Origin of the sequence: Maritimibacter sp. DP1N21-5 (assembly GCF_019218295.1) — a bacterium.
Classification (GTDB): Bacteria; Pseudomonadota; Alphaproteobacteria; order Rhodobacterales; family Rhodobacteraceae; genus Maritimibacter.
Genome location: NZ_JAHUZF010000003.1, coordinates 78,609 through 99,555 on the forward strand (window position 1 = coordinate 78,609; position 20,947 = coordinate 99,555).

The following is a 20,947-nucleotide window of genomic DNA, read 5'->3' on the forward strand; positions in this document are numbered from 1 at the left end:
GCCTCAGCCGTTGAAGCGCGCGGTGACCTGCCGGTTGCCGCGCAGGTAATCCACCCGCCACCAGCCCGATTGCCCGGTGACAACGGCTTCCAGGTCGGCCGCGGTGCGAACACCGATGCGGTTCACCGTGAGGATGACGTCGCCGCGCTGAAACCCGGTGCGGGCCGCGCGTCCTTCGACCTCCACGACAAAAAGCCCTTCGGTGACATAGGGATTGCGGGTCGCTGCGCCGATTTCCGGGCTCATCGGGGCGACGGTCAGCCCCTGGAACGGACCGGGCGCCGCGATGGTGACGAGGTCGAGTTCCGGTCCTTCGGGTGCGGGCACGAGCGCCACTTCGGTGCCTTGCCAGGATCCGCCCGAGACGTAACGCACCGCGACGCTTTCGCCGAGGGGATGGGTGGCCAGGCGGAAGTCGAGCTCGGCCGCCGCGTTCACCGGCTGATCCTCGATCGCCACGATCACGTCGCCGGGGACAAGCCCCGCCTCGGCGAAGGGGCTGTCGTCGGCGAGACGGCGGAGGATCACACCCATGGGCCGGTCAAGCCCCAGCGCCTCGGCCATGGCGGCGTCGACCACCTGCACCTCGACCCCGGAATAGGGTCGGGTGAAGCGGTCGTTGCCGGCGGCGGCCTGATCCACGACCTGTTTCACGAGGGCGGCGGGGATCGCGAAGCCGATGCCGTTCGACCCGCCCGATCGCGTCACGATCTGGGTGTTGATGCCGACGAGGCGACCTTCCATGTCGACCAGCGCGCCGCCCGAGTTCCCGGGATTGATCGGCGCGTCGGTCTGGATGAAATAGCGCCCGCCCTGCATCATCGCGCCACCCCCCTGACCGCTGCGGGCAAGGCCCGACACGATGCCGGAGGACACCGTCTGGCCCACGCCGAAGGGGTTCCCGATGGCCAGCACCAGGTCACCGACCCGGAGCCCGTCACTGTCGGCAAATTCGAGCGCGGGCAGGTCCGGCGCGTTCTCGAGCCGGATCACCGCGAGGTCAGCGAATTCGTCGGCGAGCACCATGGTCCCGGCATATTCGCGCCGGTCGGCGAGGACGACGCGGATGTCGTCGGCATTGCCCACCACATGGAAGTTCGTAACCACGAGCCCTTCGCCAAGGATCACCCCGGAGCCGAGCGAATTCTGCTCCCGGGGACCCAGCACGAAATCCTTGAAGAATTGCGAGAAGAAGGGGTCGTCCTGAAACGGCGAGCGCTGCTCGAGCGTGCGCGAGGCATAGATGTTGACCACGGCCGAGGCAGTCGCCTCGACCACCGGGGCAAAAGACATCTGCATGTCCATCCGGCTTTCCGGCACGCGGGTGTCGGTGGCGGTCTGTGCCGCGAGGGGTGTCGCCAGTCCGGCGACGATCAGGATCAGAATGCGAAACATGGTCCCTCCCATTGTGTCTTCGATGTGGGCAAGTCCGGAGCGAAATCAAGAGAATGCACCAGCTGAGCCAAAATCCAGCCCCATTCCCGGACCATCGTGCGGGCACTGCCACGAGGACATCATGACACCCGAAACATACGACTACACGTTGACCACCGCAAAGGGGTCCACGCTTGGGGGGCTTTTCGCCGTTGCGGCGCTTGGACTTGGCTACATGGCCGTTTCTCATGACGGGTCCCTGCGGATCCTGTGGGTGGACCTGGGCCAAGTGGGAACGACAGCCTTCCTTGCCGCGCTGGCGCTTGTCGCGGCGGCGCTTGGGGCGGACCAATTGCGCCTGATCCTGCGGCCCGGTGCGGTGAACGCGCCGATCCGTCTGGATACGGAGGCCATCGTCGCGCCTGCGCGCTGCGACGATCCGGCGCTGCTCCGCCTTACCTACAAGGGAATTTCCGAGATCAAGCCGCGCACCATGGCGGGCGACCGCGTGCTCGAGATCAGGCATATCGAGGGCAACCTCTATATCTCGGGCACCGCGATGGAGAGCCGCGAGGCTTTTGACCGGCTGTGGCGCTCGCTCGAAGCGCGGGTCGGGCTGCATCGCGGCTATCGCTACTGACGCTTGATTGAAGAGGGCGGGGGGCGTAATCCCCCGCCCATGTTCACCGTCTGCGCCCTTTACCACTTCACGCCCTTCGACGACCTGCCCGCGATCCAGAAGCCGCTGGCGGCGCTGTGCTGTGGTCAGGGGATCACCGGCTCCCTGCTCCTGGCCCCCGAGGGGATCAACGGCACCGTCGCGGGCAGTGCCGAGGCCATCGACAGGCTGATTGCCTATATTCGCGCCCTGCCGGGTTGTGCGGATCTCGATTACAAGCTCTCGACGGCGCAGGAGCAGCCTTTCGGCCGCATGAAGGTGCGGCTCAAGCGCGAGATCGTGACCATGGGCCAGCCCGACGTCGATCCCCGCGCGGGCACCGGGCACTACTGCACGCCCGAGGAGTGGAACGACCTCATCCGGCAGGACGACGTCGTGGTGATCGACACGCGCAACGACTATGAGGTCGCCATCGGCACTTTCGAGGGTGCCGTCGATCCGCATACGACGAGCTTTCGCGAGTTTCCCGCGTGGTGGGAGGAAAACCGCGAGCGGTTCCACAACAAGCGCGTCGCGATGTTCTGCACCGGCGGCATCCGCTGCGAGAAATCGACGAATTATCTGCTCGGGCAAGGGGTCGAGGATGTGTTCCACCTAAAGGGCGGCATCCTCAAGTATCTGGAAGAAATACCCGCCGAGGAAAGCCTCTGGCAGGGCGAGTGCTTTGTCTTCGACGGACGGGTGAGCGTGGGCCACGGCCTTGTCGAAGGGCCGCACGAGATGTGCCATGCGTGTCGCCGCCCGATCCTGCCCGAGGACAAGGCGGGGCCGGAGTATGAGGAAGGAGTGTCCTGTCACCTTTGCGCGGGCGACTACGACGCGGATCGGCGCGAGCGATTTCGGGAACGCCAGCGCCAGATCGCGCTCGCCAGGTCGCGCGGCGACAGGCATCTGGGTCCGCGTGATCCGGACTGATCTCACGTCACGCGTGACCTGAGCGCCCCGCGCGTTATCCTTCCGACAAACCACGGGAGGACCGAACATGAGCCTTTTCACACCGACCGCCACCTGGGCCACGGACGAACACCGCATGTTCGCCGACATGGCAGGCAAATTTCTTGACGACGCGATGGTGCCCAACATCGAGAAATGGGTGAAGGCCGGCGTCGTCGACCGCGACTTCTGGCGCGCGGCGGGCGAGGCGGGCCTCATGGGCGGGTCGATCCCCGAAGAACATGGCGGCGTTGGGGGTGACTACGGCTTCGACGCAGTGCTCCTTTACGAACAGACCCGGCGCGGCGACATGGGCTGGGGCTACGGCATCCAGTCGATCGTGGCGCATTACATCACCGCCTATGGATCGCAGGAACAGAAGGCCCGCTGGTTGCCGGGGCTCGTCTCTGGCGACATCGTCGGCGCCATCGCGATGACCGAACCGGGCACCGGGTCCGACCTGCAAAGCGTGCGCACCTTCGCCGAGAAGGATGGCAACCACTACAAGATCAACGGGTCGAAGATATTCATCACCAACGGGCAGACGGCCGATCTGGTGATCACGGTGGCGAAGACGTCGAAGGAAAAAGGCGCGAAGTCCATCTCGCTGATCGCGGTCGAGCCGAAGGAAGCCGAGGGTTTCCGGCGCGGGCGCAACCTCGAAAAACTGGGCATGAAGGCCAATGACACGGCGGAGCTTTTCTACGAGGACGTGCGCGTGCCGACCTCGAACCTCATCGGGACGGAAGAGGGGCAGGGGTTCTACCAACTGATGAAGCAACTCCCGTGGGAACGGCTGCTGATCGCCATTCAGGCGCTGGGCGCGGTCGACTTCGCCATCGAAGAGACGGTGAAATACGTGCAGGAGCGCAAAGCCTTCGGCCAGCGCGTCATGGATTTCCAGAACACGCGCTTCAAGCTCGCGGAATGCAAGACAAAGGCCGAAGTGCTGCGATCCTTCGTCAACGACTGCACCGCGCGGCTGGTCAAGGGCGAGCTCGACGCGGCCACGGCAAGCATGGCGAAATATTATGGGTCCGAGGTGCAGGGGCAGGTCATGGACGACTGCCTGCAACTCTTCGGCGGTTACGGCTTCATGATGGAATACCCCATCGCGCGCGCCTATGCCGATGCGCGGGTGCAGCGGATTTATGGCGGCACCAATGAGATCATGAAGGAACTGATCGCGCGGTCGATAGACGTCTAGGGGCGGCGATGAACGTCCGCTTTGCCCTTCACTTCCCGGCGGCAGTGCATAGGTTCCTAGCCAGCCAACCATAAACAGCAGGAGCCCCCATGCGCTACCTCCACACCATGATCCGCGTCACCGACATCGACGAAAGTCTCGACTTCTGGGTGGGCAAGATGGGACTTGTCGAAACCCGGCGCAAAGAAGTGCCGGAAGGCAAGTTCACCCTGATCTTCCTTGCCGCCCCGAAGGACGAAGCGGATGCAAAGGCGCACAACGCGCCGGAGCTCGAGCTTACCTATAACTGGGACTCGGACGAAAAGCTCGACACGGCCCGTGCCTGGGGTCATCTCGCCTACAAGGTCGACAACATCTATGACACCTGCCAGCGGCTGATGGATGCCGGGGTCACGATCAACCGGCCGCCGCGCGACGGGAACATGGCCTTCGTCAAGTCGCCGGACAACATCTCGATCGAGCTTCTGCAAGAGGGCGATCCGCTTCCGAAACAGGAGCCTTGGGCCAGCATGGAGAACACCGGGAGCTGGTAAGTCCCGGGGCCCGGCCTACACCGGGTCCTCGTCCTTGGACCAGCGGCGTTCGACTGCGCCCAGAAACCGGATGACGATCAGCGCCGGCACGGCGGTCAGGATCGCTACATCCCATAGCCCGAGGCCGCAGGCCACGCCTACCGCCGCGACGAGCCAGAGGCTCGCCCCGGTGGTGAGGCCGTGGACCTTGCCCTGAGAAAAGACGATCATACCGGCCGCGAGGAAGGCAACGCCCGAGGTGACAGCTTCGATCACACGGATCGGATCGTAGCGTGCTGTGTCCACGGTGTTGTCGCCTTGGGCCATCAATTCGAGCGTCAGGATGCAGTAGACCGCCGCCGCCAAACCGACGAGCATATGGGTGCGCAGCCCCGCCGGACGGTCGCGGGACTCGCGTTCGAAGCCGATCGCCCCACAGAGCACAAGTGCGCCCAGAATACGGAGCGCAATGATGCCCAAAGGCATCTGAGTCGTCGGCGAGAATTCGGCTATGAGTGTATCGAGCATGATTTGAACCCTTGCCTCAACACGCTGAATCGTTGGATGGTTCCCTTGCAGGGGGTGATTTCGCAGCAAGCCCAAGAAATTCGGGAACATTTTTGTGAGATGCGAGATTACCTCATAGGACAAAGATTCCGTGAACGAAGGAGACAGACATGAAAGCCCCCCTCTTTGCCATTGCCATTGCGTCCGCATTTGCCGTCGCTGGCTGTGAAACGCAGAACCAGACGCAGGCGACGCTTGCCGGTGCCGCTACCGGCGCGGCCATCGGGGGTCTGACCTCCGGCTCCGTGGGCGGTGCGCTTATCGGTGGTGCGACGGGTGCCGTCGCCGGCAACCTCATCGGCCGCGTGGCCGACAGCCAGAACGATTGCTACTACCGCGACGCTGCCGGTCGCCGTTACGTGGCAGCCTGCCCGTCCTGATCCTTCAAGACAACAGGTGCACCTTGCCCCGTCTCTTCGTGAGGCGGGGTTTTTCTTTGCGTCGCCATCCTGCGCTCAAACAAAAAAAGCGCCCGCCGGATTACTCCGACGGGCGCTCGTCTGTCTTGGCGCGATCAGTGGCGGCTCAACCAGTTGTCGACTTCGTGGCGGGCTTCTTCCTTGGATTTGCCGTAGCGTTCCTGGATCTTGCCTTCGAGCTTCTCGCGGTCGCCCGCGATTTCGTCGAGCTCATCGTTGGTGAGCTTGCCCCACTGGCTCTGTGCTTCACCTTTGACCTGTTTCCATTGACCTTGGACTTGGTCCCAATTCATAACGTTCTCCTTTCACCTCATGGGTTGTGAAAGAGAAACGTCGAGTCCCTCGTGGGGGTTCCCGCTTATGCGCGGGCGACGATGGGGTGAGTGTGATCCGACGGCACGATCTCGTCGTCGAAGGCCTGGATCGGGAACTCGATCTGAACGTGGTATTCCCCGTCCTCTTCGAGCCGCGTGACCTTGGCTTCCATCTGGCTTGCAAACGCGCGCACGAGCTGTTCGCCAAGCCCGGTGCTTTCCTCGCCCGCGCCCTCGCCGAAGGGGGTGCCGAGGGTGTTGCACACGGTCACGACACCCTTGTCGCCGCCCGCCTCGCAGGCCAGCCGAACGGTCAGCCGCGGCGGGCCGCCGGTCTCGGGGCGGCCGAGATGCTTCAGGGCGTTGGTCACGAGCTCGGACACGGCGAGAGACAGAGGCACGGCCTGATCCGGGTAGACCACGCATTCGTCGAAGTGGAACTCGGTCTCGATGCTTTCGTCGCCCGTCGTCGCGGAAGCGAGGATCTGGTGCACGATGGCGTCGAGCAACTCGTTGGCGCGAACCCGTTCTGCGGTCGATGTCTCGTAAAGGTTCTGGTGCACGCGGGCGATAGACATGACCCGCTGCTGGATGTCGGCGAGCGCGTTCTTGATCGTGGGCGAGTTCGACTTGCGCATCTTCATGCCCACGATGGACACGATGAGCTGCAGGTTGTTCTTCACCCGGTGATGGACCTCCTTCAACAGGACGGTGCGCTGGTGGATCGTGTCGTAAAGCTCCGCCTCGTCATGGAGGATGTTCTCGGCCAGACGCATCCAGGTTTCTTCCATGTCCCGGATTTCGGCGGGCACGGTCGGATCGGCCTTGGGCTCGACCAGCTTGCGCGACCGCATGAAGGCGAGCATCCGTGCGCGAAGGTTACGGGTCGGTTTGATGACCATGCGCTGCACGGCGTAGAAGGCGACGACGAGGCTGACGATCCACATGATGAGCGGGAACACCATCGAGGTGCCCCAGCTGACGCCGCCGATCGTGGCGCCTGACCGATACTCCCAGGAGCCGAGGGCAAAAACCTGCCCGGGGACGATGGGCACGACAGCGAACAGGCGTGGCTCGCCCGAGGCGGTTTCGCCGGCGAATGTCACTTCGTCCGTGCCGGCCAGCGCCGCCAACGCACGATTCAGCGGGATATGCTGCTCTACGTCGTCCATGCCTGAAGACGCCGTCAGCACGTCGCCCTCGGCGTTGAAGGTGATGAGCTCGAGGGGGCGACCTTCGGTCGCCGTGTCGTCGATGGGTGTCAGTTTGCGGTGCGGGATGGAGGCGCTGACGTAGCCATCGTATTCCCCGTCGGTGATGACGGGAAGCGACACGATGATGACCGGAGTCTGGCTGATCGAGGGCGCGAGGTTGAACTTCACGCGCGGGCCGGGACGTTCGATGAACTCCTCGTGCAGGGGGCGGCCAGTCAGGTCGTTGCCCTGCCCGCCGGAGGCACAGGCCACGGTGCCATCGGCCTGGACATAGGCGATCAGGGACAATTCCGGCGTGTCGCGCAGGAGCGAGGCCAGGGGCCCCTCGCAGGGCCAGCCTTCTGCCCGCAGGACCGGAATGAGCGAGACCAGCGTCTTCGCGACGCCGGTGGCCGTGCGGATGGCAGCCTCCGGCTCGGCGGCCGCATCCGACGTCAGCGCCAGAAGCGTGTCGGCAAGGTCCTCTTCGGTCCTGTTGAGGAGCTGATAGGTCGTGGCGACGGAGATCAGGCCGACCGGCAGGAGCGCAAGCGCCAGCAGGGCCGCAATCCGGAAGGTGAGGGTTCTACTCCGCTCGCGAAGCGTTGTAATCAAGTGCCGGATTTCCTCACCTGAAGACCCGCATTGATCACGGCCATGGTGGCCCGATCCGTGATCTCGATTCCATCTTCGTCGCCCAGTTCCAGCAACTCGGCCAGACGCGACCGACCCCGGTTGATGCGGCTCTTGATCGTGCCGATGGCCACGCCGCAGGTTTCGGCGGCTTCCTCATAGGACATGCCGGAGGCGCCAACAAGGATCAGCGCTTCGCGCTGTTCGACGGGCAGTTCGGAGAAGACCTTCTCGAAATCGGCGAAGGCCAATCGACCGTCGTGCGCCGGTTTTTCGGAAAGCGTCCCGGCCATCACGCCATCGACATCCTCCACCTCGCGGCGTTTCTTGCGCAGGTCGGAATAGAAGGTGTTGCGAAGAATGGTGAAAAGCCAAGCCCGCAGGTTGGTTCCGGGCTTGAACTTGTCGAAGTTCTTCCACGCCTTCACGATGGTGTCCTGCACCAGATCGTCGGCGGCGGCGGAATTGCGCGTCAGGCTCGCGGCAAAGGCACGCATGGCGGGCAGATGCTCTACCACAGCCTCTCGGGGATCGTCGAACGCCTTGTCATTTGCCATGGGCCGAACCCCCGGCATCCTGCTCCTTCAACTTGGCGAGAAGGTCCAGAAACTTGTCCGGCACGTCTTCGTCCAACTTGCTTTGAAACACTTTCCGAAGGTTGTCGTCTATCTGCCTCTGCAGTCGATCGTCGTCTTTTTGCTTTGTCATTCCCGGCTCGTCCCGTCCAATGTCTGGCCGATGGCTCGGCACATTTTTTTTGCGCAGTTTGGAACCTAACGCCATGGGCGACGTTCGGTTCCCGTGAAGACCAAAAAAAGTAGGGGCCTTTCAGGGATGGACGGAATGCCGGACAACGAACAAGAATACCTGTCGGTGAAGATCGCATCGCTCTTGCCGTATCTTCGCCGCTATGCGCGTGCGCTGACGGGCAGTCAGACCACCGGAGATACATATGCTGCCGCCACGCTCGAGGCGCTGCTCGAAGACCGCTCGGTGTTCGAGATGGGGCTCGATCACAAGGTGGCGCTGTTTCGCGCCTTCAACCAGATCTGGACGAGCTCCGGCTCGCCCGTCGCGACCGAAGAAAACGGCATACGCGAGCGCGCTCAAACCCATCTGGCGCGGCTGACCACCAACACCCGCGAAGCGTTGCTTCTGCACACGGTCGAAGAGTTCAGCGTTTCCGATATCGCCGCGATCATGCAGGTCGACGAGGTCGAAGTGACCGAGCTGATCAAGATCGCGCGTCGCGAGATGGAAGACAGCGTGAAGGGCCGGATCCTCATCATCGAGGACGAGGCGATCATCGCGATGGACCTCCAGGATATCGTGGCCGACATGGGCCATGCGATCACCGGAGTCGCCCGCACGGAACGCGGTGCCGTCGACTTGGCCGGCAAGGAAAAGCCCGACATGATCCTGTCGGACATCCAGCTTGCCGACGGATCCTCGGGGATCGACGCCGTGAACGCGATCCTGAAGTCGGCGGGCGACGTGCCGGTCATCTTCATTACCGCTTTCCCGGAACGACTTTTGACCGGCGAACGCCCGGAACCGGCATTCGTGATCACCAAGCCCTATTCCGAGGACCAGGTGCGCTCGGCCGTGAGCCAGGCGATGTTCTTCTCTTCAACGGAAACGCTGGAGATCTAACTCTTCGATCTAAGGTGCACGATCGAAAGAAGCGCGGGGCCATCGGTCCCGCGTTTTCTTGTGCGCTGACCGCAGACACGAAAAAGGGGCGCCCGAGGTACATTCGGCGCCCCTTAACTCATTCTCTTTGAGCGTCTCGTCAGATGTTACGGCCACGAACGGCCCGTGCCACGAGGGTGACCACGAAGAGCACCAGGAACACGAAGAACAGGATCTGCGCGATGCCGGCCGAAGCCGATGCGATGCCGCCGAAGCCGAACAGCGCCGCGACAAGCGCGATGACGAGGAATGTAAGAGCCCAACCAAGCATGGGTATTCTCCTTCGATTTGCGATGTGCCGCACGGGCACGGTGATTGAGAAGAAAACCGCCTGCGGCATGGAAATGTTCCGCCAAAAAGAATCTCGGGCGCTTCGGAACAGCCGCGCGGGGGATTGCGTTTATGGCCAAAGGACAGACACCTTAAGGAGTTTCTACATGGCAACCGCCACCCAAACTGCGAAGCCCTCGAACGGCATGGACAAGAGCGTCAAGGAGCTCGAGGCCCAGATCGCCGCGTTGAAATCGGATGTTTCGGAGCTGACCGCCACCCTTGGAAAACTTGGCCGCGAGGCCGGAACTGAAGCCCGTGCGCGTGCGTCGAAAGCCGCCAACACGGCCAAGGAGAGCGCCTATTCGACGGCCCACGCAGCCGGCGCACAGGCCCGTGAGTATTACGGACAGGCCGAAGCGCAGGTGCGCGAGAATCCCGCTGCGGCCGTCGGCATCGCAGCCGGCGTCGGATTCCTCGCCGGTCTCCTTTTCGCGCGGAAGTAAGCCGTTGTTGTTCGGCGCGATCGAAATGAAGGCTCGTCTGGCTGCACGCAGAGCCGCGTTCAGCCTGGCGGGCGCTTTGCTGTTGATGGTGGGGCTCGCGTTCCTGACGGTAGCGGCCTGGATCGGCTTGGTTCAGGCGACCGATACGCTGACGGCCGCTCTGGTCATTGGCGGGGCCTATACCGGCCTCGCACTCATCGCATTCGCCTTTGCGATCCGGCGGCCCCGCGTGCCGATGCGCGATCCCTACGTCGCCGCTGCGATGGCGACGCCGCCCCGTCACAAGAGCGGGCTGGAGGAAGCGGGCGGAATCGCTGCGGCCTTCATGTCCGGGCTGAACGCGGGTTCGGCGGCACGCAACGGCTTTCACCGTGGGCGGGAGCACTGATCCAACTGGATCGTGCCGCCCGCGGCCAGAACCTATCCTCAATGCTTGTGGTGCTTGAGATCGCCGTGGTGCAGAACCGGTGCCGCGTCGATATCCCTTGCGTCGAGCATCGCCGCCACGCGTTCGAGCGCGGCGATGATCTGCGCCTGCTCCCAGTCTTCCAGGGCCTCGAACTTGCGCACATACCGCTGTTGAAGCGCGTCCGGCGCCTCGTCGAGCACCGCTTGCCCGGCGGCCGTGACCGTGACGTTCGTCTGCCGCCGGTCACGTTGGGACTGCTCGCGGGACACGAGCGCCTTCGCGACGAGCTTGTCGACGAGTGTCGTGATCGTCGCCTGGCTCACCCCCATGCGCGCGGCAATGGCCGAAGGGGTCGCAGAGCCCGCTTCCCCGGCAATCTGGAGCACACGCAACTGCGGCGCGGAAAGACCCGCCGCCTGGGCAAGCTCTTTCCCGTAAAGCTCGGTCGCGCGCAGGATACGGCGCAGCGCGATCAGACTGACATCGGTCCGGTCCATGGTTTTCCCCTCTTTCGGCATAGGTGCCACAAGGGTGAGCAGTGAATCAATCATGATCCTTAGATAGGCGAAAGATTAGATAAGTAAAGGTTATGCGGTGCTTATCTGAAGCCTATCAAAGCAAAAAGGCCAGATATTCATGGGTTTCTCCAGAATTTTCCTTAGACGGTTGAAACATTATGGCCGATCCATTAGTTTAGTTTGCGAAGGAACTTTGGAGGCACTGACCCATGAAAGACATGAATGACTTCATGCATTCCACCGACCGAACCGGATCGCCCCGATCCGACGCTCTCACCCTGCGCAAGCCGGTGAGCGAGGACGGGGCCGCAATCTGGGACCTCGTGCGCGCGTGCAAGCCGCTCGATGAAAACTCTGTCTACTGCAATCTTCTGCAATGCGACCATTTCCGCGACACCTGTGTCGTGGCTGAGAAAGACGGTGAAGTTGTCGGCTGGATCTCCGGCTACATCGTCCCGAATGAAGACACGCTGTTCGTCTGGCAGGTTGCCGTTGGCGAAAAGGCACGCGGTCTGGGGCTCGCGGGCAAGATGCTCGACGAGATCATGGAGCGCGAGGAATGCATCGACGTGGACCGCATGAAGACCACGATCACCGAGGATAACGACGCCTCCTGGGCGCTGTTTCGGAAATTCGCCCGCCGTCACGGTGGCGAGTTGACCGACGATCCGCATTATCACGAGGACGACCATTTCGGCGGACGTCACGACACCGAACATATGGTGACGATCACGCTGCCGGAACCGCTGGCCGCCGCCGCGTAATTCGCGCCGCGCCGCACGTCCCTTTCACATCACTGGAGAATTCTCATGACGACCCAGAAGTCCGTCAACGACCCCGTTTTTGCCCGCCGTGAGAGCGAAGCCCGCTCTTACTGCCGGAGCTTCGACACCACCTTTGCCTCTGCGCAGGGGTCCATCATGACCGACACGAACGGCCGCGACTACATCGACTTCCTCGCGGGCTGCTCGTCGCTCAACTATGGCCATAACGACCCCGACATGAAGGCGGCGCTTGTCGACCACATCACGTCGGACGGCATCGCGCATGGTCTGGACATGTTTACCGAGGAAAAGGCCAAGTTCCTCAAGGCCTTCGAGGAGATCATCCTCAAGCCGCGCGGCATGGACGACTACAAGATCATGATGACTGGCCCCACCGGCACCAACGCCGTTGAAGCCGCTATCAAACTCGCCCGCAAGGTGACGGGTCGGCGCAACGTCGTGGCCTTCACCAACGCGTTTCACGGTATGACGATGGGCGCACTTGCCCTGACTGGCAATGCCGGCAAGCGCGGCGGAGCGGGCACCGGCTCGCTCACCGACGTGACGCATTTGCCCTATGACGGTGCATTCGGCGACGACGTCGACACGCTCGCGATCATCGAACAGATGCTGACCAACTCGTCCTCCGGCATGGACGCGCCGGCGGCTTTCATCTTTGAACCCGTGCAGGGCGAGGGGGGCCTCAATGCCGCCTCGCGCGAATGGATCGAAGGTGTCGCGAAACTCGCCCGTGAACATGGTGCGATGATCATCGTGGACGACATACAGGCGGGCATCGGCCGCACCGGCAAATACTTCGGTGTCGAGGATATGGACATCGAGCCCGACATGATCACCCAGGCGAAATCGCTCTCTGGCTTCGGGCTTCCCTTTGCCTGCCTGCTCATCAAGGGCGAGCACGACATCTGGAAACCGGCCGAGCACAACGGCACCTTCCGGGGCAATACCCATGCCTTCGTGACTGCCCGCGTGGCGCTCGAGAAATTCTGGGCCGACAAGGTCGCCATGGAAGGCATGATCGCCGAGAAATCGGAGACCCTGCATAAGAAGCTGTCCGAAGTCGCCAAGCTGATCCCGGGTGCGCGGCTCAAGGGACGCGGCTTCATGCAGGGCGTGGACGTCGGCTCGGGCGAGCTTGCCTCCGACATCTGCGCGCGGGCCTTCAAGAAAGGTCTGATCATCGAAACCTCGGGTGCCGAGGACGAGGTGGTCAAGGTCCTCGCCGCGCTCACCATCCCGAACGATGTGCTGGAGCGGGGGCTCAACATCCTCCTGGATGCGACCCGCGACGCGCTTGCCGACAATCACAAAATCGCTGCGGAGTGACAGACATGCTTATTCGCGACTTCAACGAACTGAAAAACACCGACAAGGAAGTGGCTGACGCGCGCTGGACCTCGGTCCGGATGTTGCTTGCCGATGATGGAATGGGCTTTTCCTTCCACATCACGACGCTCGAAACGGGCTCGGAGCACACGTTCCACTACAAGCACCACTTCGAAAGCGTCTATTGCATCTCGGGCAAGGGATCGATCACCGACCTCGCCACCGGCGAGACGCATGAGATCAAGCCGGGCGTGATGTATGCGCTCAACAAACACGATCACCACACGCTGCGCGCGGAAGAAGAGCTGGTCATGGCCTGCTGTTTCAACCCGCCCGTAACCGGGACCGAGGTGCACCGTGAAGACGGCTCCTACGCGCCCGCAGAGGACGCGGCGTAAGGAGGGCCAGATGACCCAAGACGAGATCAACAAGCGAAATCATACTGTCGAGAAAATCGGCGGAACCTCGATGAGCCGGGTGCACGAACTGCGTGACAGCCTGCTCATCCGCGCCACGGACCCCTACAACCGCATCTTCGTGGTGTCGGCCTTCGGAGGGATCACCAACCTGCTGCTCGAACACAAGAAGTCAGGCGAGCAGGGGGTCTATGCGCTCTTCGCCGAGGACAACGACGACCACGGCTGGCTCGATGCACTCAAGCGCACCGGGCGGGCGATGGAAGACGCGCATCGCGCCGTGCTCGACCACCCTGCCGACATTTCGGACGCGACGGACTTCGTGCGCGACCGGATCGAGGGCGCGCGGTCCTGCCTTTTCGACCTGCAACGGCTCTGCACCTATGGCCACTTCCGGCTGTCCGAACACATGGGCCGGGTGCGCGAGCTTCTGTCAGGTCTCGGCGAGGCGCATTCCGCCTATGTCACCGCGCTCATGCTGAAGCGGGCCGGTGTCGCCGCGCGGTTCGTGGACCTGTCGGGTTGGCGCGACGAAGGTGACGTGACGCTCGACGAGCGGATCGCACTGGGCCTCGAGGGCGTCGACGTGTCGGCGGAGATGCCCATCGTCACGGGCTATGCCCAGTGCCGCGAAGGGCTGATGAGCGAATACGACCGGGGTTACTCAGAAGTGACCTTCGCCCGGCTCGCCGCGCTGACGCAGGCGAAAGAGGCGATCATTCACAAGGAGTTCCACCTGTCCTCGGCCGATCCGAACCTTGTCGGCGGCGCGGTGCGCAAGATCGGGCACACGAACTATGACGTGGCGGATCAGTTGTCGAACCTCGGGATGGAGGCCATCCACCCCTCGGCGGCAAAGATGCTGCGCCAGGCGGACGTGCCGCTTCGTGTGACCAATGCCTTCGAGCCGGAAGATCCCGGCACGCTCATCGACGACAAGCCCGCGGACAAACCGGGCGTGGAGATCGTCACAGGGCTCGACGTCTTCGCGCTCGAAGTCTTCGAGCAGGACATGGTTGGCGTCAAAGGTTACGACGCGACGATCCTTGACGCGCTCAAGCGTCACAAGGTCTGGATCGTCTCGAAGACGTCGAACGCCAACACGATCACGCATTACCTGCGCGGCAATCTCAAGTCCGTGCGGCGGGTCGAAGCCGACCTGAAGGAAGCCTATGCAAACGCCTGCGTCGGCGTGCGCTCGCTCTCGATCGTCTCGGCGGTCGGTCGCGATCTGCGCAAACAGTCGGTGCTGGGCCGCGGGCTTCTGGCGCTGGACCAAGCCGGGCTCGACGTCATCGCCGCCCATGCGACGCCGCGCAACGTGGACGTGCAGTTCCTCATGAACCGTGACGAGGCGAAAGCCGCCATCGCCGCGCTTCACAAGGCCTTCATGGAAGAAGAGGCCGACCTGCAAGACGCCGCCTGACGCCAAGGTTCCTTCAAGACTTGTCAGGCTGTGATGCGGGCGCTCGGGTGGACCGGGCGCCCGTCTTTTTGTGCCGCCTATCCCCGAGACACCTGCACCCTCTGTTCAACGAGCGTCGCCGGCGCGAGCGAGGTCATGAAGGCGATGTCGTAGGCGTCGCGTCCGACCGCCACGATGGCGAGCGTTTCCGGCGTGCTCATCCCGGTCGCGTCCACCAGATGCCAGCCGCCATCGAGCCAGACCTGGGCGACGGCATGGAAATCCTGCGGGTTCACATCCGGTCCATAGGCCGCGACCATTCGCGCGGGAAGGTTGGCCGCCCGCAGCATGGCGCAGGTCAGATGGGCATAGTCGCGACACACGCCTTCCCGCCCAGCGAAGGTATCGAGCACGGTTGTGTCCGCAATCGAACTGCCGGGTACATAGGACAGCTCCCGCCCGATCCAGTCCACGATCGCCTGCGCCTTGGCGCCGCCGTCCAGATGCCCGAACTTCTTGGCCACGAAACTCACGAACTTGTCCGACTGGACATAGCGCGAAGGTCGAAGATAGGGCGCGGCCTCGGCGGGGATCTGGTTCAAGGGCTGCGCGGTGAGGCTGTCGAGTGGCGGGTTTGCGCGGGGCGTTTCGACCTCGGCATGATAGGTCAGGGTCAGCCCCGCGCCAGGGATGTCGACCCAGAGCCTGTTGCCGACGCCGGAATCCCCGATGAAGCGGGTCACCGTGGCGTCCTGTATCGCGATGTTCTCCGTCACGATCTCCTGCCCATCGGTGTGGGCGGCCTCGATGGCCAGAAGGGCGGTCGTGGGTTCGGGGAAGGTATACTGAAGCGAAACGTCGAGGATGAGGCGCATTGCGGGTCCATGTTCGGGGAAAGGGTCCTGTCCACGCCAACGGGCCAAAGGGGACGAGGGTTCCAGCAGGAGGGGAGTATTCGTGTCAGGCTCGTCACCCGGTCACCCGATCATCCGTGATTTGTCGAGGGTCAGGACGAACTCCGACCCCAAGGCGCGGGCAGGGGTCTGAAAGCCGGTCGGAAGGCGCCCGTCCGCCGCAGCCTGCGCGAACATCGGCGCGGTGATCGAGGTCAACTCGTAGGGCTCCATCGTCTCGAGCCGAAGCTCTACCACCTCGCCCGCGCCATTTACCGCCCGCCCGTAGATGCGCGCGCGACCCGTGGCGCGCGCTTCCGCGTCCGGCCCGTCCGGCATCTTGCGAAGCTGGGCGTTGACGATGGGCTTGCCAAAGGGTGTGGACAGGAACCATTTCACCACGCGCGGCAGGCGGAGCAGCGCGACCGTGGCCGGTGGGGGTTGGAAGAAGACCTCGATGTTCTGGACGCCGGTGGTATGGGCGGCGGTCACGATATCGCCCCATGAGACGGCCATCACCTCTTCCGGACCTTGGCCGAAATCGACCTCGGTCGAAAGCGGTCCTTGGCGCGCCTCGATGCGGCCGTTCCGGCGCACCTGTGGTGGCGTCGCCAGATGCCGCGCGCCGGTCGTCGCGGTCCCGCGCGAGGCCTGGCCGACGCCGCGAAAGGCGAGCGTGATCTCCTGCGCGTCGGGCAGGCGTTCGACCAGCATCGCGGCCATGCAGTCGGTCGGCACCACGTCGAAACCGACGCCGGGCAGGATCGTGATGCCCACGCCCTTCGCCGCCTCGTCAAGCGACGCGCAGCCAGCGAGCACATCGGGTTCGCCGGTGATGTCGAGGTAATGGGTGCGCGTGTCGAGACAGGCGCGGGTCATGTGCTCCCAGGTGTCCGCGAAAGGCCCGGCACAGTTCAGGACCGCCTCCACATCGGCGAGCGCCTCACGGGCGGCGGCATTGTCGGTGACTGCGAAGGCCGTTTTCTCGCAGCCAAGCTCCTCGGCGATCGGGGCAAGGCGAGTCATCGAGCGCCCCGCGAGGATCGGATCAAGACCCACCGCCACCGCCTGCCTCGCCGCAAGGGCGCCGGTGTATCCGGTGGCTCCATAGATCATGATCTTGCGCATCAGGTGCTCCTGTTCGGGACAGAGGGACGCTAGGCCGGTGGTGCCGTGACGGTGGTGCTCACCGTGTCGCCCGAGACGGGCGCGCTGGCGAGGATCGCCTCCAGCGGATCATGTTCGGCGACCCAATGCCCCGGCGCCACCTGTTCGAGCCGGGGCGTATAGTCGTCCTGGCCGGCGGCGAGCTTCGAGGGCAGGAAGCGAAGCGCCGCCTTGGGATCGAGCGGGGAGGGTAATTCGCCGGGAATGCGGATGCGTTCGCGCGAGCGTTCGAGTTCCGGGTCAGGGATCGGCACGGCCGATATGAGCGCCTTGGTATAGGGGTGCAACGGGTTTTCCACCACGTCGCCCGCATTGCCCAGTTCCACGATCCGCCCAAGGTAGAGCACCATGATCCGGTTCGAGATGGCGCGCACCACGGAGAGGTCGTGCGAGATGAAGATCATCGACATGCCGAACTCGGCCTGAAGATCCTTCAGAAGCTGCACGATCTGCGCCTGAATCGACACGTCGAGCGCGGACACGGCTTCGTCGCAGATGATGAGTTTCGGCTGGTTGATCATGGCGCGGGCAATGCCGACGCGCTGGTTCTGGCCACCGGAAAGCTCGTGCGGATAGCGGTTGTAGTAGGTCTGATCGAGCCCCACGCGCTTCATCATGGCGATGACTTTGTCCCTGCGTTCGGACTTGGTGAGGCCGGGCTGGAAGGTCTTGAGCGGCTCGGCGATGGAATCCGCGATGGTCATGCGCGGGTCGAGCGAGGCGAGCGGGTCCTGGAAGACGAGCTGCATGTCGCGGCGGGATTTCGTCATCTCGCGCCGGTCCAGCGCCGTAAGGCTGCGACCCAGCCATGTGACCGAGCCATCCGTGGGCTCGATGAGCCTCAGGACGGCGCGGGCCATGGTGGATTTGCCGCAACCACTCTCTCCCACGACGCCGAGCGTCTCGCCGCGTGCGAGGTCGAAGGTCACGCCGTTCACGGCCTTGAGCGGAATGGTCCGCCCGAAGAAGCCGCCCTTCACGCGGATCGGGAAGTGAACCTTGATGTCATCGGCAGAAAGAAGCGGCTCGGCATCGGGTGCGGTCCCCTCCGGTGCGCCGTGATCGTCGATCCGGGGCATCGCGTCGAGAAGCCGCCGGGTGTAGTCGTGCTTGGGCTCCTTGAAGACTTGCATCACGTCGCCCGACTCCACGTATTCGCCAAGGCGCATGACCTCGATCCGGTCGCACATGCGCGCGACCACGCCCATGTCGTGGGTGATGAGCGCGATGGCGGTGCCCTGATCGTGCTGCAGCTCGACGATGAGATCGAGGATCTCGGCCTGCACCGTCACGTCCAGCGCGGTGGTCGGCTCGTCCGCGATCAGGAGCTTGGGTTCGCAGAGCATCGCCTGCGCGATCATCACGCGCTGGCGCATGCCGCCGGACAGCTCATGCGGATACTGGTCCAGTCGCCGCTCCGCTTCCGGGATCTGCACGCGGTTGAGCCAGTCGAGGCAATGGCGCCGCGCCGCCGCGCCGGACATTCCCCGGTGGACCTTCAGGACCTCGGCCATCTGGTCGCCGACCTTGAGATGCGGGGTGAGGGCAGTGAGCGGGTCCTGAAAGATCATGCCCACATCCGCGCCGCGAAGCCGGTTGAGCTTGCCCACCGGCAGGTTCAGGATTTCGCTGCCCTGAAAGGTGACGGACCCCGTCGCCTTCCCGTTGGGCGGAAGGAGGCCCATTGCGGCCATGAAGCTTTGCGATTTGCCGGAGCCGGACTCGCCGACAATGCCAAGGCATTCGCCGGGGGCGATGTCGAAGCTCACGCCCTTCACGGCGTGGACGGGACCATCGTTGGTCTGGAAGGTGACGCTGAGGTCGCGTGCGGACAGAACGGTCATCGTGGCGGTCCCCCTTACCTGTCTTTTGGATCGAGCGCGTCGCGTAGACCGTCGCCGATGAAGAACATCGTGATGATGATCGCGACATAGAAGAAGAGCGGATAGAGAAGCTGCCATGTCGTGCCATAGGCCATGGTGCCAGCGCCTTCCGCGATGAGCTTGCCGAGCGAGGTGTAGGGCTCGGAAATGCCAAGACCGAGGAACGAGATGAAGCTTTCCGTCAGGATCATCTCCGGCACGAGGAGCGAGGCATAGACGATCACCACCCCGATCAGGTTGGGCAGGATATGCCGCAGCATTATGGTGGTTTCGGGCACACCGGCGGCGCGGGCGGCCTCGATGAACTCGCGGTTCTTGAGGCTCAGGGTCTGGGCCCGCACGATCCGGGCCATGGTGAGCCAGCCGAAGGCCCCCAGCGCCACGAAGAGCATGAAGAAGCTGCGCCCGGCGATGACCATGAGGAGGATGATGATAAGCGTAGTCGGGATCGCCAGAAGGATATCGACGAAGCGCATCATGGCGCTGTCGGCCCGCCCGCCCACATAGCCCGCGATAAGTCCAAAGGCAGTCCCGATGATGAGTGCGGTGGCCGCACCCACCACGCCGACAAGGAGCGATGTTCGCGTCGCCTGAATGACGCGCGAATAAAGGTCCCGGCCCAGTTCGTCCAAGCCGAAGTAATGCCCGTTCGCGATCGAAGGCTGGCCCGAGGCCGCGATGTCGCCCATCCGTTCCCAGTCGATTTCCTCGTTCGACCATTGCGCGAAAAGCGGGCCGATCAGGACGAAGAGCACGATGAGCGCCAGAACGACGACGGAACCCATTGCGGCCTTGTTGCGGATGAACCGGCGGTAGGCGTCTTGAAACAGCGACCGGCCCTTGACGGGCAGGACGTCGGTGACCTCATCCGCGATCTGCGCGGCCTTGGCGGAGCTTCCGAATGCCATGTCGCCCCCTTAGTAACGGATTTTCGGATCGAACCATGCATAGGCAAGGTCGGTGAGAAGGTTCACGAAGACGGTGAGCACCCCGTAGAGGATCGTGACCCCCAGAAGCACGGCGTAGTCGCGGGTCAGCGCGGAGCCGACATAGGCCTGGCCCAGACCGCCGGTCGAGAAGTAGAGGTCGACGAAAACCGACCCTGTCAGCACATATACGAACACGGGACCGAGATACGACACCACCGGCAAGAGCGTCGGCTTCATCGCGTGTTTCCAGATCACGCTGCGCATGGGCAACCCCTTGGCGCGCGCGGTGCGGATGAAGTTTGAGTTGAGGACTTCGAGCATCGAGGATCGGGTCAGGCGCGCGATGTTGCCCATGTAGGACGTCGACAGCGCGATCACCGGCATGATCAGGTATTCCCACTGGCCACCGTTCCAGCCGCCGCCAGGCAACAGGCCCAGCCAGAGCGTGAAGGTCAGGATCAGGATCGGCCCCATGATGAAGTTGGGCAGCGCCTGCGCCGCGATGCCCAGGGTCACGGCGAAATAGTCGATGAAGCTGTTGTGCCGGATCGCGGCCCAGACGCCGAGGCCGACACCCACCAGCGTGGCGGCGATGAAGGACAGCGACCCGTAAGTGAGCGAGATCGGGAAGCCCTGCGCGATGATGTCGTTCACGTCCCGGTCCTTGAACTTGAAGGACGGGCCGAAATCGAAATGCAGGATGATATTGGTCAGGTAATCCCAGAGCTGTTTCCACAGCGGCTGATCGAGTCCATAGCGCGCCTCGATATTGGCGAGCACGGCAGGCGGCAGGGGCCGTTCTGACGTGAAAGGACCGCCGGGCGCGAAGTGGATCAGGAAGAAGGACGCGATGATCAGGATCAGGATCGTCGGAATGGCGATCAGCAGTCGCTTGATGATGTAGGCCAGCATGGGGC

Annotated in this window: 25 protein-coding genes; 12 read left to right on the top strand and 13 right to left on the bottom strand. The window is 63.5% G+C overall.

Features of this window, described 5'->3' with window-relative positions; translation table 11 throughout:
* Window positions 1-3 precede the first annotated feature (3 nt).
* Complete coding sequence (locus tag KJP29_RS02100; RefSeq protein WP_218461896.1) at window positions 4-1,395, bottom strand: trypsin-like peptidase domain-containing protein; 1,392 nt, start codon at window positions 1,393-1,395, stop codon at window positions 4-6.
* A 121-nt stretch (window positions 1,396-1,516) separates the two neighbouring features.
* Here KJP29_RS02100 and KJP29_RS02105 point away from each other — a divergent pair, with 121 nt between their 5' ends.
* The 4 genes from KJP29_RS02105 (at window position 1,517) to KJP29_RS02120 (ending at window position 4,726) form a co-directional block, all read left to right on the top strand.
* A complete protein-coding gene (locus KJP29_RS02105; RefSeq protein WP_218461897.1) occupies window positions 1,517-2,014 on the top strand; it encodes a hypothetical protein in 498 nt (165 codons plus the stop codon).
* A 39-nt stretch (window positions 2,015-2,053) separates the two neighbouring features.
* Window positions 2,054-2,968, top strand: a complete 915-nt coding sequence (locus KJP29_RS02110; RefSeq protein ID WP_218461898.1) for a rhodanese-related sulfurtransferase — start codon at window positions 2,054-2,056, stop codon at window positions 2,966-2,968.
* Window positions 2,969-3,035: 67 nt separating this feature from the next.
* Window positions 3,036-4,193, top strand: a complete 1,158-nt coding sequence (locus KJP29_RS02115; protein WP_218461899.1) for an acyl-CoA dehydrogenase family protein — start codon at window positions 3,036-3,038, stop codon at window positions 4,191-4,193.
* 89 nt (window positions 4,194-4,282) lie between these two features.
* On the top strand, window positions 4,283-4,726 hold the full coding sequence (locus KJP29_RS02120; RefSeq protein WP_218461900.1) for a VOC family protein: 444 nt from the start codon (window positions 4,283-4,285) through the stop codon (window positions 4,724-4,726).
* 15 nt (window positions 4,727-4,741) lie between these two features.
* Here the strand turns inward: KJP29_RS02120 and KJP29_RS02125 are convergent, their stop codons facing one another.
* Window positions 4,742-5,233 (bottom strand): MgtC/SapB family protein, encoded by a 492-nt coding sequence (locus KJP29_RS02125; protein ID WP_218461902.1) that lies wholly within the window; start codon window positions 5,231-5,233, stop codon window positions 4,742-4,744.
* A gap of 149 nt (window positions 5,234-5,382) precedes the next feature.
* On the opposite strand from KJP29_RS02125, the gene KJP29_RS02130 reads away from it, so the two are divergent.
* Window positions 5,383-5,652, top strand: a complete 270-nt coding sequence (locus KJP29_RS02130; RefSeq protein WP_218461903.1) for a glycine zipper domain-containing protein — start codon at window positions 5,383-5,385, stop codon at window positions 5,650-5,652.
* 134 nt (window positions 5,653-5,786) lie between these two features.
* On the opposite strand, the gene KJP29_RS02135 is transcribed toward KJP29_RS02130, so the two are convergent.
* The 4 genes from KJP29_RS02135 to KJP29_RS02150 all read right to left on the bottom strand — a co-directional run bounded on the left by KJP29_RS02135 (window position 5,787) and on the right by KJP29_RS02150 (window position 8,614).
* Window positions 5,787-5,984 (bottom strand): CsbD family protein, encoded by a 198-nt coding sequence (locus tag KJP29_RS02135; protein WP_218461904.1) that lies wholly within the window; start codon window positions 5,982-5,984, stop codon window positions 5,787-5,789.
* Between the two features lie 65 nt (window positions 5,985-6,049).
* On the bottom strand, window positions 6,050-7,813 hold the full coding sequence (locus tag KJP29_RS02140) for a sensor histidine kinase (RefSeq protein ID WP_218461905.1): 1,764 nt from the start codon (window positions 7,811-7,813) through the stop codon (window positions 6,050-6,052).
* Window positions 7,810-8,388 carry an RNA polymerase sigma factor gene (locus KJP29_RS02145; RefSeq protein ID WP_218461906.1) on the bottom strand — a complete coding sequence of 193 codons (579 nt, stop codon included), beginning with the start codon at window positions 8,386-8,388 and terminating at the stop codon, window positions 7,810-7,812. Before KJP29_RS02145 ends, KJP29_RS02140 begins: the two co-directional genes overlap by 4 nt.
* Window positions 8,378-8,614, bottom strand: coding sequence for a NepR family anti-sigma factor (locus tag KJP29_RS02150; protein WP_370630756.1), 237 nt, complete (start codon window positions 8,612-8,614; stop codon window positions 8,378-8,380). The genes KJP29_RS02145 and KJP29_RS02150 overlap by 11 nt, the downstream gene beginning before the upstream one ends.
* Before the next feature lie 51 nt (window positions 8,615-8,665).
* Between KJP29_RS02150 and KJP29_RS02155 the strand changes: the two genes are divergently transcribed.
* Window positions 8,666-9,484 carry a response regulator gene (locus KJP29_RS02155; protein ID WP_305067314.1) on the top strand — a complete coding sequence of 273 codons (819 nt, stop codon included), beginning with the start codon at window positions 8,666-8,668 and terminating at the stop codon, window positions 9,482-9,484.
* A gap of 139 nt (window positions 9,485-9,623) precedes the next feature.
* Here KJP29_RS02155 and KJP29_RS02160 read toward each other — a convergent pair whose 3' ends face one another.
* Complete coding sequence (locus KJP29_RS02160) at window positions 9,624-9,794, bottom strand: DUF1328 domain-containing protein (protein ID WP_218461908.1); 171 nt, start codon at window positions 9,792-9,794, stop codon at window positions 9,624-9,626.
* Between the two features lie 166 nt (window positions 9,795-9,960).
* Between KJP29_RS02160 and KJP29_RS02165 the strand changes: the two genes are divergently transcribed.
* Together KJP29_RS02165 and KJP29_RS02170 are read left to right on the top strand one after the other, a co-directional pair.
* Complete coding sequence (locus KJP29_RS02165) at window positions 9,961-10,299, top strand: YqjD family protein (protein WP_218461909.1); 339 nt, start codon at window positions 9,961-9,963, stop codon at window positions 10,297-10,299.
* A 7-nt stretch (window positions 10,300-10,306) separates the two neighbouring features.
* Window positions 10,307-10,687, top strand: a complete 381-nt coding sequence (locus KJP29_RS02170) for a hypothetical protein (protein WP_218461910.1) — start codon at window positions 10,307-10,309, stop codon at window positions 10,685-10,687.
* A gap of 38 nt (window positions 10,688-10,725) precedes the next feature.
* Here the strand turns inward: KJP29_RS02170 and KJP29_RS02175 are convergent, their stop codons facing one another.
* Complete coding sequence (locus tag KJP29_RS02175) at window positions 10,726-11,205, bottom strand: MarR family winged helix-turn-helix transcriptional regulator (protein ID WP_218461911.1); 480 nt, start codon at window positions 11,203-11,205, stop codon at window positions 10,726-10,728.
* A 239-nt stretch (window positions 11,206-11,444) separates the two neighbouring features.
* On the opposite strand from KJP29_RS02175, the gene ectA reads away from it, so the two are divergent.
* The 4 genes from ectA to KJP29_RS02195 are packed head-to-tail and all read left to right on the top strand — an operon-like array spanning window position 11,445 to window position 15,179.
* Entirely contained in the window at window positions 11,445-11,990 is a 546-nt protein-coding gene (ectA, locus tag KJP29_RS02180; protein ID WP_255553426.1) for a diaminobutyrate acetyltransferase, read from the top strand.
* Between the two features lie 45 nt (window positions 11,991-12,035).
* Window positions 12,036-13,337, top strand: a complete 1,302-nt coding sequence (gene ectB / locus KJP29_RS02185; RefSeq protein ID WP_218461912.1) for a diaminobutyrate--2-oxoglutarate transaminase — start codon at window positions 12,036-12,038, stop codon at window positions 13,335-13,337.
* 5 nt (window positions 13,338-13,342) lie between these two features.
* On the top strand, window positions 13,343-13,735 hold the full coding sequence (locus KJP29_RS02190) for an ectoine synthase (protein WP_218461913.1): 393 nt from the start codon (window positions 13,343-13,345) through the stop codon (window positions 13,733-13,735).
* A gap of 10 nt (window positions 13,736-13,745) precedes the next feature.
* Complete coding sequence (locus tag KJP29_RS02195) at window positions 13,746-15,179, top strand: aspartate kinase (RefSeq protein ID WP_218461914.1); 1,434 nt, start codon at window positions 13,746-13,748, stop codon at window positions 15,177-15,179.
* Window positions 15,180-15,256: 77 nt separating this feature from the next.
* Here the strand turns inward: KJP29_RS02195 and KJP29_RS02200 are convergent, their stop codons facing one another.
* From KJP29_RS02200 to oppB, 5 genes are all read right to left on the bottom strand, one after another.
* The gene (locus KJP29_RS02200) at window positions 15,257-16,033 is read right to left on the bottom strand and encodes a transglutaminase family protein (protein ID WP_218461915.1); all 777 of its coding nucleotides are present in this window, start codon (window positions 16,031-16,033) and stop codon (window positions 15,257-15,259) included.
* A 102-nt stretch (window positions 16,034-16,135) separates the two neighbouring features.
* Window positions 16,136-17,179 carry a trans-acting enoyl reductase family protein gene (locus tag KJP29_RS02205; RefSeq protein ID WP_218461916.1) on the bottom strand — a complete coding sequence of 348 codons (1,044 nt, stop codon included), beginning with the start codon at window positions 17,177-17,179 and terminating at the stop codon, window positions 16,136-16,138.
* A gap of 29 nt (window positions 17,180-17,208) precedes the next feature.
* Window positions 17,209-19,062 carry a dipeptide ABC transporter ATP-binding protein gene (locus KJP29_RS02210; RefSeq protein WP_218461917.1) on the bottom strand — a complete coding sequence of 618 codons (1,854 nt, stop codon included), beginning with the start codon at window positions 19,060-19,062 and terminating at the stop codon, window positions 17,209-17,211.
* 14 nt (window positions 19,063-19,076) lie between these two features.
* Window positions 19,077-20,009, bottom strand: a complete 933-nt coding sequence (locus KJP29_RS02215; protein ID WP_218461918.1) for an ABC transporter permease subunit — start codon at window positions 20,007-20,009, stop codon at window positions 19,077-19,079.
* A gap of 9 nt (window positions 20,010-20,018) precedes the next feature.
* A complete protein-coding gene (oppB, locus tag KJP29_RS02220; protein WP_218461919.1) occupies window positions 20,019-20,942 on the bottom strand; it encodes an oligopeptide ABC transporter permease OppB in 924 nt (307 codons plus the stop codon).
* Between the last annotated feature and the right edge of the window lie 5 nt (window positions 20,943-20,947).

Bases quoted from the DNA above. Each gene is read 5' to 3' on its own strand.
- KJP29_RS02100 (WP_218461896.1), bottom strand. From the start codon at position 1,395: ATGTTTCGCATTCTGATCCTGATCGTCGCCGGACTGGCGACACCCCTC.
- KJP29_RS02105 (WP_218461897.1), top strand. From the start codon at position 1,517: ATGACACCCGAAACATACGACTACACGTTGACCACCGCAAAGGGGTCC.
- KJP29_RS02110 (WP_218461898.1), top strand. From the start codon at position 2,054: ATGTTCACCGTCTGCGCCCTTTACCACTTCACGCCCTTCGACGACCTG.
- KJP29_RS02115 (WP_218461899.1), top strand. From the start codon at position 3,036: ATGAGCCTTTTCACACCGACCGCCACCTGGGCCACGGACGAACACCGC.
- KJP29_RS02120 (WP_218461900.1), top strand. From the start codon at position 4,283: ATGCGCTACCTCCACACCATGATCCGCGTCACCGACATCGACGAAAGT.
- KJP29_RS02125 (WP_218461902.1), bottom strand. From the start codon at position 5,233: ATGCTCGATACACTCATAGCCGAATTCTCGCCGACGACTCAGATGCCT.
- KJP29_RS02130 (WP_218461903.1), top strand. From the start codon at position 5,383: ATGAAAGCCCCCCTCTTTGCCATTGCCATTGCGTCCGCATTTGCCGTC.
- KJP29_RS02135 (WP_218461904.1), bottom strand. From the start codon at position 5,984: ATGAATTGGGACCAAGTCCAAGGTCAATGGAAACAGGTCAAAGGTGAA.
- KJP29_RS02145 (WP_218461906.1), bottom strand. From the start codon at position 8,388: ATGGCAAATGACAAGGCGTTCGACGATCCCCGAGAGGCTGTGGTAGAG.
- KJP29_RS02150 (WP_370630756.1), bottom strand. From the start codon at position 8,614: ATGGCGTTAGGTTCCAAACTGCGCAAAAAAAATGTGCCGAGCCATCGG.
- KJP29_RS02155 (WP_305067314.1), top strand. From the start codon at position 8,666: ATGGACGGAATGCCGGACAACGAACAAGAATACCTGTCGGTGAAGATC.
- KJP29_RS02160 (WP_218461908.1), bottom strand. From the start codon at position 9,794: ATGCTTGGTTGGGCTCTTACATTCCTCGTCATCGCGCTTGTCGCGGCG.
- KJP29_RS02165 (WP_218461909.1), top strand. From the start codon at position 9,961: ATGGCAACCGCCACCCAAACTGCGAAGCCCTCGAACGGCATGGACAAG.
- KJP29_RS02175 (WP_218461911.1), bottom strand. From the start codon at position 11,205: ATGGACCGGACCGATGTCAGTCTGATCGCGCTGCGCCGTATCCTGCGC.
- ectA (WP_255553426.1), top strand. From the start codon at position 11,445: ATGAATGACTTCATGCATTCCACCGACCGAACCGGATCGCCCCGATCC.
- ectB (WP_218461912.1), top strand. From the start codon at position 12,036: ATGACGACCCAGAAGTCCGTCAACGACCCCGTTTTTGCCCGCCGTGAG.
- KJP29_RS02190 (WP_218461913.1), top strand. From the start codon at position 13,343: ATGCTTATTCGCGACTTCAACGAACTGAAAAACACCGACAAGGAAGTG.
- KJP29_RS02195 (WP_218461914.1), top strand. From the start codon at position 13,746: ATGACCCAAGACGAGATCAACAAGCGAAATCATACTGTCGAGAAAATC.
- KJP29_RS02200 (WP_218461915.1), bottom strand. From the start codon at position 16,033: ATGCGCCTCATCCTCGACGTTTCGCTTCAGTATACCTTCCCCGAACCC.
- KJP29_RS02205 (WP_218461916.1), bottom strand. From the start codon at position 17,179: ATGCGCAAGATCATGATCTATGGAGCCACCGGATACACCGGCGCCCTT.
- KJP29_RS02210 (WP_218461917.1), bottom strand. From the start codon at position 19,062: ATGACCGTTCTGTCCGCACGCGACCTCAGCGTCACCTTCCAGACCAAC.
- KJP29_RS02215 (WP_218461918.1), bottom strand. From the start codon at position 20,009: ATGGCATTCGGAAGCTCCGCCAAGGCCGCGCAGATCGCGGATGAGGTC.
- oppB (WP_218461919.1), bottom strand. From the start codon at position 20,942: ATGCTGGCCTACATCATCAAGCGACTGCTGATCGCCATTCCGACGATC.